Source organism: Nocardioides conyzicola (assembly GCF_039543825.1).
Classification (GTDB): domain Bacteria; phylum Actinomycetota; class Actinomycetes; order Propionibacteriales; family Nocardioidaceae; genus Nocardioides; species Nocardioides conyzicola.
In genome coordinates this window covers 218,255-231,601 of record NZ_BAABKM010000002.1, presented here as the reverse complement: position 1 = coordinate 231,601, position 13,347 = coordinate 218,255, and the positions used below count along the sequence as shown (strand labels likewise).

At 72.0% G+C, this 13,347-nt stretch carries 11 protein-coding genes and 1 tRNA gene; 11 read left to right on the top strand and 1 reads right to left on the bottom strand.

What is annotated here, in order from left to right:
- Positions 1-50 precede the first annotated feature (50 nt).
- Positions 51-123: transfer RNA gene (locus ABEA34_RS04080), tRNA-Arg, on the bottom strand.
- Between the two features lie 156 nt (positions 124-279).
- On the opposite strand from ABEA34_RS04080, the gene argS reads away from it, so the two are divergent.
- From argS to prmC, 11 genes are all read left to right on the top strand, one after another.
- Positions 280-1,947: an arginine--tRNA ligase gene (gene argS, locus ABEA34_RS04075; RefSeq protein WP_345519528.1), complete on the top strand. Its 1,668-nt coding sequence runs from the start codon at positions 280-282 to the stop codon at positions 1,945-1,947.
- 4 nt (positions 1,948-1,951) lie between these two features.
- Positions 1,952-3,346, top strand: coding sequence for a diaminopimelate decarboxylase (gene lysA, locus ABEA34_RS04070; protein WP_345519527.1), 1,395 nt, complete (start codon positions 1,952-1,954; stop codon positions 3,344-3,346).
- On the top strand, positions 3,346-4,656 hold the full coding sequence (locus ABEA34_RS04065; RefSeq protein WP_345519526.1) for a homoserine dehydrogenase: 1,311 nt from the start codon (positions 3,346-3,348) through the stop codon (positions 4,654-4,656). Before lysA ends, ABEA34_RS04065 begins: the two co-directional genes overlap by 1 nt.
- Complete coding sequence (gene thrC, locus ABEA34_RS04060; protein WP_345519525.1) at positions 4,653-5,738, top strand: threonine synthase; 1,086 nt, start codon at positions 4,653-4,655, stop codon at positions 5,736-5,738. Before ABEA34_RS04065 ends, thrC begins: the two co-directional genes overlap by 4 nt.
- 6 nt (positions 5,739-5,744) lie before the next feature.
- Positions 5,745-6,647, top strand: coding sequence for a homoserine kinase (gene thrB, locus ABEA34_RS04055; RefSeq protein ID WP_345519524.1), 903 nt, complete (start codon positions 5,745-5,747; stop codon positions 6,645-6,647).
- Between the two features lie 212 nt (positions 6,648-6,859).
- Positions 6,860-8,821, top strand: a complete 1,962-nt coding sequence (gene rho, locus ABEA34_RS04050) for a transcription termination factor Rho (RefSeq protein WP_425576854.1) — start codon at positions 6,860-6,862, stop codon at positions 8,819-8,821.
- A 118-nt stretch (positions 8,822-8,939) separates the two neighbouring features.
- On the top strand, positions 8,940-9,314 hold the full coding sequence (locus ABEA34_RS04045; RefSeq protein ID WP_345519523.1) for a response regulator transcription factor: 375 nt from the start codon (positions 8,940-8,942) through the stop codon (positions 9,312-9,314).
- Positions 9,315-9,432: 118 nt separating this feature from the next.
- Positions 9,433-11,004 carry a sensor histidine kinase gene (locus tag ABEA34_RS04040; protein ID WP_345519522.1) on the top strand — a complete coding sequence of 524 codons (1,572 nt, stop codon included), beginning with the start codon at positions 9,433-9,435 and terminating at the stop codon, positions 11,002-11,004.
- Between the two features lie 123 nt (positions 11,005-11,127).
- The gene (gene rpmE, locus ABEA34_RS04035) at positions 11,128-11,355 is read left to right on the top strand and encodes a 50S ribosomal protein L31 (protein ID WP_345519521.1); all 228 of its coding nucleotides are present in this window, start codon (positions 11,128-11,130) and stop codon (positions 11,353-11,355) included.
- Positions 11,356-11,433: 78 nt separating this feature from the next.
- On the top strand, positions 11,434-12,507 hold the full coding sequence (gene prfA, locus ABEA34_RS04030) for a peptide chain release factor 1 (protein WP_345519520.1): 1,074 nt from the start codon (positions 11,434-11,436) through the stop codon (positions 12,505-12,507).
- On the top strand, positions 12,504-13,346 hold the full coding sequence (gene prmC, locus ABEA34_RS04025) for a peptide chain release factor N(5)-glutamine methyltransferase (protein ID WP_345519519.1): 843 nt from the start codon (positions 12,504-12,506) through the stop codon (positions 13,344-13,346). Before prfA ends, prmC begins: the two co-directional genes overlap by 4 nt.
- Position 13,347: the final 1 nt, after the last annotated feature.

Below are 13,347 nucleotides of genomic sequence, written 5' to 3'. Positions count from 1 at the left end.
CGTCGCGGAGACGCCGAAAGCCGCAGGGAGTCCCTGCGGCTTTCGTGATGTGCCCCCGGCAGGAATCGAACCTGCGGCACCCGGTACCGGAAACCGGTGCTCTATCCCCTGAGCTACGGAGGCGTGCTGCCGCGGCGTACCCATCGATAGCGTCGCAGTGGCTGGGCAGAACCCTACAACCGACTCGCGGGCGCGGTGCAATCGGCCCGGTCGTCGCGCGGGCCGTCCACGGCGGATATCGATGCGAGGCCCGGGACGGCGCGCCGATACCCTTGCCGGGTGACTCCCGAGCAGCTCTCCACCGCGATCGTCGACGTCCTGACGACCCTGTCCGACGAGGGTGCGATCACCCTGCCGGACGGTGTCCCCACGCACGTGACGGTGGAGCGACCGCGGCAGAAGGGTCACGGCGACTACGCCACCAACGTCGCCCTGCAGCTGGGCAAGAAGGCGGGGATGAACCCGCGCGAGCTCGCCACCCTCGTGCAGCAGGGCCTCGAGGCGACCGACGGCATCGCCGGCGTCGAGATCGCCGGGCCGGGCTTCCTCAACATCACCGTCGCGGCGGCCGCGCAGGGCGTCGTCGCCGCACAGATCGTGGCGGCGGGAGCGGCGTACGGCGGCAGCGACGCCTTCGCCGGCGAGAAGATCAACCTCGAGTTCGTGTCGGCCAACCCGACCGGCCCGATCCACATCGGCGGCGTCCGCTGGGCGGCCGTCGGCGATGCGCTCGGCCGGATCTTCACCGCGACCGGCGCCCACGTCACCCGCGAGTACTACTTCAACGACCACGGCGCCCAGATCGACCGGTTCAGCAAGTCGCTGCTGGCCAGCGCCAAGGGGGAGCCCGCGCCGGAGGACGGGTACGGCGGCGAGTACATCCACGAGATCGCCGCGGCCGTCGTCGCCAAGGAGCCCCAGGTCAAGGACCTCACCGACGAGGAGGCCCAGGAGGTCTTCCGGGCCGAGGGCGTCGAGATGATGTTCGAGGAGATCAAGCAGAGCCTCCACGACTTCGGGGTCGACTTCGACGTCTACTTCCACGAGAACAACCTGCACCGGAGCGGTGCCGTGGACCGGGCCGTCGCCCGCCTGACCGAGCTCGGCAACACCTACGAGCAGGACGGCGCGCTCTGGCTGCGCACCAAGCAGTTCGGCGACGACAAGGACCGCGTGATCATCCGGTCCAACGGCGAGCCGGCGTACCTCTCGGGCGACCTCGCCTACTACCTCGACAAGCGCGAGCGCGGCTTCGACCGCTGCTTCATCATGCTCGGCGCCGACCACCACGGCTACGTCGGCCGGATGAACGCGATGTGCGCCGCCTTCGGCGACGAGCCGGGCAAGAACCTCGAGATCATGATCGGCCAGATGGTCAACCTGCTCCGCGACGGCCAGCCGCTGCGGATGTCCAAGCGGGCGGGCACCGTCGTCACCATCGACGACCTGGTCGAGGCGATCGGAGTCGACGCCGCGCGCTACGCGCTGACCCGCTTCAGCTCGGACTCCAACATCGACCTCGACCTGGACCTGTGGGCGAGCCAGTCCAACGACAACCCGGTCTACTACGTGCAGTACGGCCACGCCCGCACCTGCCGGATGATGGCCAACGCCGCCGACCTCGGCATGTCGCTGCCGGAGGACTTCGACCCGTCGCTGCTCTCGCACGAGAAGGAGCGCGACCTGCTGCGGGCCCTCGCGGAGTTCCCGCGGGTGGTCGCCAGCGCCGCCGAGCTGCGCGAGCCGCACCGGGTGGCCCGCTACCTCGAGGACACGACCGCCATCTTCAACCGGTGGTACGACACCCGGGAGTGCCGGATGCTGCCGCAGGGCGACGAGCCGGTCGCCCCGATCAACGAGGCCCGCCTGGTCCTCGTCGCTGCCGCCCGCACCGTGCTCGCCAACGGGCTCGGGCTGCTGGGCGTCTCCGCGCCCGAGCGGATGTGAGCGGATGAGCCACGAAGCCGGCTGGGCGCACGCGCCCGGAGCGATGCGCGGCCCGTCCTGGCTGCAGGCGCCCGCCGACCCCAACGCCCTGGTCCCGCACCTGTGGTCGCAGACGGCCCACAAGGTCGACGGCGAGCTGCACGTCGGCGGGCTCGCGGTCCCGGACCTGGTCGCCGAGGTCAACACGCCGGCGTACGTCCTCGACGAGGAGGACTTCCGGTCCCGCGCCCGCGCCTTCCGCGACGCGTTCTCGTCGTACGACGTCTTCTACGCCGGCAAGGCGTTCCTCTCCGTCGCGGTCGCGCGGTGGGTGGCCGAGGAGGGCCTCTGCCTCGATGTCTGCTCCAACAGCGAGCTGACCGTCGCGCTGCGGGCGGGCTTCGACCCGGCCCGGATCGGCTACCACGGCAACAACAAGACGCTGATCGAGCTGCGCCGGGCCGTGGACGTCGGGGTCGGCCGGATCGTCGTCGACTCCTTCGACGAGATCGAGCGGCTGGAGTCGATCGCCGTCGACGGGCTCACCGCCCGGGTGATGATCCGGGTGACCGCCGGCGTCGAGGCCCACACGCACGAGTACATCGCGACCGCCCACGAGGACCAGAAGTTCGGCTTCTCGATCACCAGCGGCGACGCCTTCGAGGCCGTACGCCGGGTCCTCGCCGCGCCCGGCATCGAGCTCCTCGGCCTGCACTCCCACATCGGCAGCCAGATCTTCGACTCCTCGGGCTTCGAGGTCGCCGCCCGCCGGGTGCTCGCGCTACAGGCACGGATCAGCGACGAGCTGAGCGTGACGCTGCCGGAGATAGACCTCGGCGGCGGCTTCGGCATCGCCTACACGACCCAGGACGACCCGGCCGACCCGGCGCAGCTCGCGACCGAGATGAGCAAGATCGTCGAGCACGAGTGCCGCGCGCTGGGGATCCCCGAGCCGCGGCTGTCGATCGAGCCGGGCCGGGCGATCGTCGGGCCTGCGATGTGCACCGTCTACACGGTCGGCACGGTCAAGAAGGTGCTGCTCGACGGTGGGGCCGTGCGCACCTACGTGTCGGTGGACGGCGGCATGAGCGACAACATCCGCACCGCCCTCTACGACGCCGACTACTCCTGCACGCTCGCCTCGCGCGCCTCCGACGCGGTGCCGGTGCTGGCCCGGGTGGTCGGCAAGCACTGCGAGGCCGGCGACATCGTGGTGAAGGACGAGTTCCTGCCCGGCGACGTCCGTCCCGGAGACCTGCTCGCGGTCCCCGGCACCGGTGCCTACTGCCGCTCGATGGCCTCCAACTACAACCACGCGCTGCGGCCCCCGGTGGTCGCGGTACGGGACGGGGTCGCGCGCGTCGTCGTACGCCGCGAGACTGAGGACGATCTGTTGGCGACGGACATGGGTGATCAGTAATGGAGAGCGACAAGCCCCTCAAGGTGGCGGTGCTGGGCTGCGGCTCGGTCGGCTCCCAGGTGGTGCGGCTGCTCGGTGAGCAGGCCGGCGACCTGGCGGCCCGGGTGGGTGCGCCGGTCGAGCTGGTCGGCGTCGCCGTACGCCGGCTGGACGCGCCGCGTGAGATCGAGGTGCCGACCGGCCTGCTGACGACGGACGCGATCGCGCTGGTCACGAGGGACGACGTCGACGTGGTCGTCGAGGTGATCGGCGGCATCGAGCCCGCTCGGTCGCTGATCCTCGCGGCCCTCGAGAGCGGCAAGTCCGTCGTCACCGCCAACAAGGCGCTGCTCGCCGAGGACGGCCCGACGCTCTTCGAGGCCGCTGAGAAGGCCGGCCGCGACCTCTACTACGAGGCCGCCGTCGCCGGCGCCATCCCGATCCTGCGCCCCCTGCGCGAGTCGCTCGCCGGCGACCGGGTCACCCGGGTGCTCGGCATCGTCAACGGCACGACCAACTTCATCCTCGACAAGATGGACACCTCGGGTGCCGGCTTCGCCGAGGCGCTCGAGGAGGCCCAGGAGCTCGGGTACGCCGAGGCCGACCCGACCGCCGACGTCGAGGGCTTCGACGCCGCCGCCAAGGCCGCGATCCTCGCGTCGCTCGCGTTCCACACCCGGGTCACCGCCTCCGACGTGCACCGCGAGGGCATCGCCGAGGTGACCGCCGCCGACGTCGCGTCGGCCCGCGAGATGAACAGCGTCGTCAAGCTGCTCGCGATCTGCGAGCTCCGCGAGACCGAGGACGGGCAGAGCGCCGTCGCGGTGCGCGTGCACCCGGCGATGATCCCGACCTCGCACCCGCTCGCATCGGTCCGCGGCGCCTACAACGCGGTCTTCGTCGAGTCCGAGGCGGCCGGGCAGCTGATGTTCTACGGCCCCGGCGCCGGCGGTGCGCCCACGGCGTCCGCGGTGCTCGGTGACCTGGTCACGGTCGCCCGCAACCGGATCGGCGGCACCCGCGGGCCCGGCGAGTCGGCGTACGCCGACCGCGCCGTGCTGCCGATGGGGGAGACCGTCACCCGCTACCACGTCGCGATCGACGTCGCCGACCGCGCCGGCGTGCTCGCCGCGGTCGCGACCGCGTTCGCGGAGCACGGGGTGTCGATCCAGACCGTCCGTCAGGAGGGCCGCGACGCCGACGCCCAGCTCGTCGTCGTCTCGCACGAGGCGACCGACGCGCAGCTCGCCGCGACGGTGGAGTCCCTGCGCGACATGGACATCGTCCGCGAGGTCACCTCGGTGATGCGCGTCGAAGGAGTTGCCGAATGAGCGGCCGGACCCACCAGTGGCGCGGTGTCATCGAGGAGTACCGGTCGCTGCTCGAGATCCCGGAGGGCACCCCGGCCGTCACGCTCCGCGAGGGCGGCACGCCGCTGGTGTTCTCGGAGTGGCTCTCCGGGCTGACCGGGGCCGAGGTCTGGCTCAAGGTCGAGGGTGACAACCCGACCGGCTCGTTCAAGGACCGCGGCATGACGGCCGCGATCTCGGTCGCCAAGCACGACGGCGCCCAGGCCGTGGTCTGCGCCTCCACCGGCAACACGTCCGCGTCGATGGCGGCGTACGCCGCGAAGGCCGGGCTCAAGCCGCTCGTCCTGGTGCCGGAGGGCAAGATCGCCGCCGGCAAGATGGCCCAGGCGCTGATCCACGGCGCCCAGGTGATCATGGTCCGCGGCAACTTCGACGACTGCCTCGGCCTCGCCAAGGGCCTCGCCTGGGACTACCCGGTCGCGCTGGTCAACTCGGTCAACCCGGTGCGCCTCGAAGGCCAGAAGACCGCCGCCTTCGAGATCGTCGACTTCCTCGGCGACGCCCCCGACTACCACCTGCTGCCGGTCGGCAACGCCGGCAACGTCTCGGCGTACTGGCTCGGCTACTCGCAGTACGCCGACGCCGGGCTGGCCACCAAGCGGCCGGTCATGCGCGGGTTCCAGGCCGAGGGAGCTGCGCCGCTGGTGACCGGCGAGCCGTTCCCCGACCCGGAGACGCGGGCGACCGCGATCCGGATCGGCAACCCGGCGTCGTGGAAGCTCGCCGAGGCGGCCCGCGACGAGTCCGGTGGTGCCTTCGCGTCGGTGAGCGACGACCAGATCCTGGCGGCCCAGCGCGAGCTCGCCGAGCGCGACGGCGTGTTCGTCGAGCCGGCCTCGGCCGCCGGCATCGCCGGGCTGCTGCAGGAGCTCGCCGGCGGTACGTCGTACCGCGGCAGCACGGTCGCCATCACGGTCACCGGACACGGGCTCAAGGACACCGTCACGGCGCTCGAGGGCCTCGCCGAGAGCGGCCGCCAGATCGTCGACACGGTCATCGACGCCGACGTGGCTGCGGCCGCTGCGGCCGCCGGACTCGACTGAGGCGACATGACGACCTTCGTCGACGGCCCGGTCCGGGTCTCCGTCCCCGCGACCTCGGCCAACCTCGGCCCGGGCTTCGACTCGCTCGGGCTGGCGCTGTCGATGCGCGACGAGCTGACCGCCGAGGTGACCACGAGCGGCCTGGACGTCTCGGTGACCGGTGCCGGCGCCGACGGCGTGTCCCGCGACGAGACGCACCTGGTGGTCCGCGCGATGCGGGCCGCCTTCGACCTGATGGGCACCCAGCCGCCGGGCCTCCGGCTGTCGTGCACCAACGTGATCCCGCACGCCCGCGGCCTCGGCTCGTCGTCGGCGGCGATCGTCGCGGGTGTGGCGCTGGCGCGGGGGCTGGTCGCCGGGGGAGCGCTGCTGGCGGACGACGCCGAGCTCTTCCAGCTGGCCGCGCGGATCGAGGGCCACCCCGACAACGTCGCTCCCGCCTTCTACGGCGGGTTCACGATCTCCGGTCGCGACGAGGACGGCGACTTCTACGCGGTCGGCTCACCCGTCGACCCGCGCGTCGAGGCCGTCGTCTTCGTGCCGCCGACCGGCGTCTCGACCGAGGTCGCCCGCGGGCTGCTCCCCGCCGAGGTGCCCCACGCCGACGCCGCCGCCGACGCCGGACGGACCGCCCTGCTCGTCACCGCGCTGGCGGGCCAGCCCGAGCACCTGCTGCGGGCGACCCGCGACTACCTGCACCAGCAGTACCGGCGCCCCGCCATGCCCGAGTCGCTCGACCTGGTCGACCGGCTCCGCGCGGACGGCGTACCCGCCGTCGTCTCCGGCGCCGGTCCGACGGTGCTGGCCTTCACCGACGCGTCCGGCGCGGACGCCCTGGTCGGCCGGTGCCCCGACGGCTGGGCCGGCCACCGGCTCGAAGTCGGGACCGCGGGCGCGCAGCTCTCCTGACGGGTGTATCTTGAGACCGCGCCGAGTTCTTCGGCGTGGCACCGTCGGCCGTGAAGCCGGCATCGTGCACCCTCTTCCTCGTGATGTGGCGGCCTCATGCCGCCCAGCAGCCCGACGGCCTCGAACCCGAGCGCCACGGCGGGCGGGGAAGCACTGACCAGTACGCCGCCGGCCCGAGGCCGGATCGGCACTGAACGTGGGAAGGACCTCACGTGACGGAAACCATCGAAGGCTCCACCGGCTCGAACAGCTCTGACGCGGGCGCGGACAAGCCCGCCAAGAAGCGCGGCGGCGGCCTCAACTCCATGCTCCTCGCCGACCTGAAGTCGATGGCGGCGGGCCTGGGCGTCTCGGGCGCAGGCTCGATGAAGAAGGCCCAGCTCGTCGACGCGATCAAGGCGCAGCAGTCCGGCGGCTCCCGTTCGGACGCGCCGGCCGCGGCTCCCGACAAGGCGCCGGCGAAGCAGGCGCCCGAGAAGGCGGCGCCCGAGCGCGACCAGGGGCCGGCCCCGACCAAGGTCACCCAGCAGGACCGCTCCGAGCGCCGGCAGCAGGCGCGCGAGCGCCAGCAGCCGCAGCAGGACCAGCCCCAGCAGGACCAGCCGAAGCAGGACCGCGGGCGCCAGGACAACCAGCCCAAGCAGGACCGCGGGCAGCAGGACAACCAGCCCAAGCAGGACAACCAGCCCAAGCAGGACCGCGGGCAGCAGGACAATCAGCCCAAGCAGGACCGGAACCAACAGGACCGCAACCAACAGGGCCGTCACCAGCAGGAGCCCAAGCAGGACCGGGGCCAGCAGGACCGGCAGCAGGACCGCGGCCAGCAGGACGGCCAGCAGGACCGGCAGCAGCACCAGCCCCAGCAGGGCCAGGGCGACCAGCAGGGCGACGACCCCGAGGGCGACGTCGACGGCAGCCGCCGCAACCGCCGGCGCCGGGGTCGCGACCGGGACCGCACCGCTCGCCCGGTGGGCGCGGGCACCGGCACGGGTGGGCAGCGCAACGAGCCCGACACCACGATCCTCGAGGACGACGTGCTGGTGCCGGCCGCCGGCATCCTGGACGTGCTCGACAACTACGCGTTCGTCCGCACCAGTGGCTACCTCGCCAGCGCCGACGACGTCTACGTCTCGCTGTCGATGGTGCGCAAGTTCGGCCTGCGCCGCGGCGACGCGATCGTCGGCCAGGTGCGCCAGCCCCGTGAGGGCGAGCGCAAGGAGAAGTTCAACCCGATGGTCCGCATCGACGCCGTGAACGGCGCCGACCCGGAGGTCGCGAAGAACCGGGTGGAGTTCTCCAAGCTGACCCCGCTCTACCCGTCCGAGCGGCTGCGCCTCGAGACCGGCGCGGACAACCTGATCGGTCGGGTCATCGACATCGCCGCGCCGATCGGCAAGGGCCAGCGCGGCCTGATCGTGTCCCCGGCCAAGGCCGGCAAGACGATGGTCCTCCAGTCGATCGCGAACTCGATCACGACCAACAACCCGGAGTGCCACCTGATGGTGGTGCTGGTCGACGAGCGGCCCGAGGAGGTCACGGACTTCGAGCGCTCGGTCAAGGGCGAGGTCATCTCCTCGACGTTCGACCGGCCGCCGGCCGACCACACGACGGTCGCCGAGCTGGCGATCGAGCGGGCCAAGCGCCTCGTCGAGCTCGGCCACGACGTCGTCGTGCTGCTCGACGGCATCACCCGCCTGGGGCGGGCCTACAACCTGTCGGCACCGCCCAGCGGCCGGATCCTGTCCGGCGGCGTCGACTCGGCCGCGCTCTACCCGCCGAAGAAGTTCTTCGGCGCCGCGCGCAACATCGAGAACGGCGGCTCGCTCACGATCCTGGCGACGGCGCTGGTCGAGAGCGGCTCGAGGATGGACGAGGTGATCTTCGAGGAGTTCAAGGGCACCGGCAACATGGAGATCCGGCTGCGCCGCGACTTCGCGGACAAGCGCCTCTTCCCGGCGATCGACGCGATCCAGTCCGGCACCCGCCGGGAGGAGCTCCTGATGAGCGAGGAGGAGCTGGCCATCGTCTGGAAGCTGCGGCGCGTGCTCTCCTCCCTGGACGGTCAGCAGGCCCTCGAGCTGCTCCTGGAACGGCTCAGGAAGTCGCACACCAACATCGAGTTCCTCATGCAGGTCCAGAAGACGACCCCGACCGTGTCCAGTCGGGATGAGTAGACCAGCTCCCGTGTGACGCCGTCTGCGACGGGCCACGCCGAGACGGAGTGGCCCGTCGCACTCAGATGGTGCCTGCTCGGGCTAGGCTGCCAGCGCACATCAATGGAAGGGGACCCGCGTGGCTCGGATCCTGGTCGCGGACGACGACGTCGACATCCGCGAGCTCGTCGAGTTCAAGCTCTCGACCCTCGGGCACGACGTGGTCGCGGTGGCGGACGGGGCGGCGGCCATCGAGGCCTGCCAGGCCCAGCGACCCGATCTCGCGGTGCTCGACGTCATGATGCCGGGAGTGTCCGGGCTGGACGCGATCCGGGCGATCCGCGCCGACCCCGCGCTCGCCGACCTGCCGGTGATCCTGTTGACGGCACGGGCACAGGAGTCGGACGTCGAGACCGGCTTCGACTCCGGCGCCGACGACTACATCACCAAGCCGTTCAGCCCCCGCGAGCTCGCCTCGCGCGTGCAGGCGCTGCTCAGCCGCACTGCGACGTAACCGCTAGGTAGCCGCAAGGTCCGCCGATGCGGTGGATGCGCCTCCCGCCGCCGGTAGCCTGATCTCCGGGGAGGGGTGCTTGCGCGCCCCATGGAGCACTGGGGGGTGTTCTCGAGCAATGTCCGGTCGTCCGGTGGCGCGCGTCGTCTCGTCCGTGTTGACACGGGTCGGGCTGCTCGGTGCGCTGGCAGCCGCCGTCGCCGTGATCGGCGTCGTGGTGTCCGCGGTCAGCGTCACCCAGCTCACCGACGACCTCTCGCCCGCAGCCGCGGCCAACCAGGCCGTCTACCAGGACCTGACCGACATGTCGGCGGCCACCGAGTCGTGGTCCGGGGTGGGCCTGCCGGCGGCGGCCGACGACTACCGCCAGGCGACGCTCCGGCTCAGTGCGCACGAGCAGGAGGTGCGCTCGTACGCCGACGGCGACCGTTCCCTCGAGGCCGCCGTCCAGGCCCAGGAGGAGTCCGCGCAGGCCTGGATCGACGGGTACGCCGAGCCGCGGATGGCCGCCGCGGGTGGCACCGCCGCGACCGGCAAGGAGGTCCGCGCCGGCAACGCCGCGTTCGACGCCGTGCGCACCGCCCACCTGGCCAGCACCCAGGCGTTCGACAGCCGGGTCCGTGCGGCCAGCGCCGGGGTGTCGATGCGGCTGCGCGGCACCGTGCTCGCCGTCCTGCTCGTCGCGATCGTCACCGTGGCCGTGATGACCCGGTCGCGGCGCCGGCTGCTCGCCGAGCTGTCGACCCCGCTGCTGGCCCTGGAGAAGGTCGTCCAGCGGATGGCCCGCGGCGACTACGAGGTGCGCGCCGCGCCCGCCGGTCCCAAGGAGGTCCAGTCGGTCGCACAGGCGCTCAACGACCTGGCCGACGCCCAGACCAGGGCGCGCGCCGTGGAGATCTGGATCCAGCGCGAGCTGCGCACCCTCGACACCGCCAAGGACGACTTCGTCGCGAACGTCTCCCACGAGCTGCGGACCCCGCTGACGACGATCAGTGGCTACCTCGAGCTGGTCGCGGAGGAGTTCGAGGAGCAGATGCAGCCCCGGCACGAGCGGATGCTCGACGCAACCCGACGCAACGTCGCCCGGCTCAAGATGCTCATCGACGACCTGCTCACCCTCCAGGCCGCCGAGGGCAGCAACCACCAGATGGAGCCGGTCGACCTCCCGGCGCTGATCCGCGACGTCGTGATGGACGTGAAGATCACCGCCGCGCGTCGCAGCATCCGGATCGGCGTGAAGTCGCCGCAGGTGGACGTCTCGGTGCTGGCCGACCGCGCGATGCTGCACCGGGCGTTCCTCAACATCGTCTCGAACGCGGTGAAGTTCAGCCACGACGACGGCATCGTCGACGTCGTCATCACCACCAGCCGCGGTCAGGTCGAGATCGCGGTGACCGACCGCGGCATCGGCATCCCGTCCGGCGAGCTGGACCGTCTCGGCACCCGGTTCTTCCGGGCGTCCAACGCCGTGACCAACGAGATCGCCGGCACCGGCCTCGGCGTCCGCATCATGCAGACGATCGTCGACCGCCACGCCGGCGCCGTCGTGATCGACTCCGAGGAGGGCGTCGGCACCACGGTGACCGTGCGGCTGCCGGTGCAGGCCGCGCCCCCGCAGCTGACGGTCGTCACCCCGCCGGCGGTGCTGTCCATGGTCGTCAACGAGCCCCAGCCGGAGCCCGCCCCGTAGCCCCGGACCCGGGGAATGTTGTCGATTACCCAAGCGTTTGGACCCATGGCAGACTTGTCTGTCGGCTCCGGTTCACGCCTCCTCGTAGGGAGTGGGCGACCCGGCGCACCGAGAGGACACCCCATGAAGAAGGACATCCACCCCGAGTACAACGTGACCGAGGTGACCTGCACCTGCGGATCGACGTTCACGACGCGCAGCACCGTCGCGTCCGGCGTCATCAAGTCCGACGTGTGCTCGCAGTGCCACCCGTTCTACACCGGCAAGCAGAAGATCCTCGACACCGGCGGCCGCGTCGCCCGCTTCGAGGCCCGCTACGCCAAGAAGGCCGCTGCAGCCGACAGCAAGTAGCTGCTTCCGAGCGCCGGTCCCCGCCACGTGCGGGGACCGGCGTTCGTCATTTTCCCGGACCGTCCACGAGGAGAGCCGATGTTCGAGGCCGTCGAAGGCATGCTCGCCGAGCACGAGGAGATCGAGACGCGGCTCGGCGCGCCCGAGACGCATGCCGACGCCCGGCTCGCCAAGCAGCTCAACCAGCGGTACGCCGCGCTGTCGTCGATCATCGGCGCCTGGCGCGACTGGCAGGCGATCGGTGACGACCTCGGCGCCGCCCGCGAGCTGGCGGCCGAGGACGCGGCGTTCGCCGAGGAGGTCGAGGCGTTGGTGCCCCGGCTCCACGCCGCCGAGGAGCGGCTGCGCCGGCTGCTCGTCCCGCGGGACGAGACCGACGACAAGGACGTGATCCTCGAGGTGAAGTCGGGGGAGGGCGGCGAGGAGTCGGCGTTGTTCGCCGGCGACCTGCTCCGCATGTACACCCGGTACGCCGAGGGTCGTGGCTGGAAGGTCGAGATCCTCGACGCCGCCGAGTCCGACCTCGGCGGTTACAAGTCGGTCACCGCCGCCGTGAAGGCCAAGGCCACGCCCGAGGTCGGCGAGGCGCCGTACGCCCAGCTGAAGTTCGAGGGCGGCGTCCACCGCGTCCAGCGGGTGCCGGTCACGGAGTCGCAGGGCCGGGTGCACACCAGCGCCGCCGGGGTCCTGGTCTTCCCCGAGGCCGAGCAGATCGACGTCCAGATCGACGACAACGACCTGCGCATCGACGTCTACCGCAGCAGCGGGCCGGGCGGCCAGAGCGTCAACACGACCGACTCCGCCGTCCGGATCACGCACGTCCCGACCGGCATCGTGGCCAGCTGCCAGAACGAGAAGAGCCAGCTGCAGAACCGCGAGCAGGCGATGCGGATCCTGCGGGCCCGGATCCTGGCCGCCGCCCAGGAGAAGGCGGACGCCGAGGCCGGCGAGGCCCGGCGCAGCCAGGTGCGCACCGTCGACCGGTCGGAGCGCATCCGCACCTACAACTACCCGGAGAACCGGATCTCCGACCACCGCACCGGCTACAAGGCCTACAACCTCGACCAGGTCCTCGACGGCGACCTCCAGCCGGTCCTCGACTCCTGCATCGAGGCCGACCTGGCCGCCCGCCTCGAGGCGCTGGAGCAGTGAGCCTGCGGCGCGACGTGCTCCGCGGTGCCACCGCGCGGCTGGCGGAGGCCGGCGTCGCGAGCCCCGAGCACGACGCCGCCGAGCTGCTCGCCCACGTCCTCGGCACCACCCGCGCGCGGCTGCCCCTCGTCGACGAGGTGGGCACCGACGCGCTCGCGGCGTACGACGTCCTCGTCGCCCGCCGCGCGGCCCGCGAGCCGCTGCAGCACCTGACCGGCACGGCGTACTTCCGCCACGTCGAGCTCGCGGTCGGACCGGGCGTCTTCGTGCCGCGCCCGGAGACCGAGCTGCTGGCGGGCTGGGCGATCGAGCAGGCGGCAGCCGTGGAGCGGCCCGTGATGGTCGACCTGTGCACCGGCTCCGGGGCGGTGGCCAAGGCGCTCGCCGACGAGGTCCCCGGTGCCGTCGTGCACGCCGTCGAGCTCGACGAGGCCGCGCACACCTGGGCCGAGCGCAACCTCGCCGACACCGACGTCGACCTCCGCCACGGCGACATGGCCACGTCCTTCGACGACCTCGCCGGCACGGTCGACGTGCTGACCTGCAACCCGCCGTACATCCCCCTCGATGCCTGGGAGTCGGTCGCCCCCGAGGCCCGCGACCACGACCCGCACCTCGCGCTGTTCTCGGGAGCGGACGGGCTGGACGCCATCCGCGTGCTCGAGCGACGGGCGGCCCTGCTGCTGCGACCCGGGGGAGTGGTCGGGTTCGAGCACGCCGACGCGCAGGGCGAGTCCGCGCCGGCCGTCTTCCTGGCGACCGGCCGGTGGGCCGACGTCCGAGACCACCTCGACCTGGCAGGTCGGGCGCGCTTCACGACCGCGCGGCTGGCACGATGAG

Excerpts from the sequence above, each read along its gene's own strand:
- thrC (WP_345519525.1), top strand. The coding sequence starts at position 4,653 with ATGAGCGGCCGGACCCACCAGTGGCGCGGTGTCATCGAGGAGTACCGG.
- ABEA34_RS04065 (WP_345519526.1), top strand. The coding sequence starts at position 3,346 with ATGGAGAGCGACAAGCCCCTCAAGGTGGCGGTGCTGGGCTGCGGCTCG.
- thrB (WP_345519524.1), top strand. The coding sequence starts at position 5,745 with ATGACGACCTTCGTCGACGGCCCGGTCCGGGTCTCCGTCCCCGCGACC.
- lysA (WP_345519527.1), top strand. The coding sequence starts at position 1,952 with ATGAGCCACGAAGCCGGCTGGGCGCACGCGCCCGGAGCGATGCGCGGC.
- ABEA34_RS04040 (WP_345519522.1), top strand. The coding sequence starts at position 9,433 with ATGTCCGGTCGTCCGGTGGCGCGCGTCGTCTCGTCCGTGTTGACACGG.
- prfA (WP_345519520.1), top strand. The coding sequence starts at position 11,434 with ATGTTCGAGGCCGTCGAAGGCATGCTCGCCGAGCACGAGGAGATCGAG.
- rpmE (WP_345519521.1), top strand. The coding sequence starts at position 11,128 with ATGAAGAAGGACATCCACCCCGAGTACAACGTGACCGAGGTGACCTGC.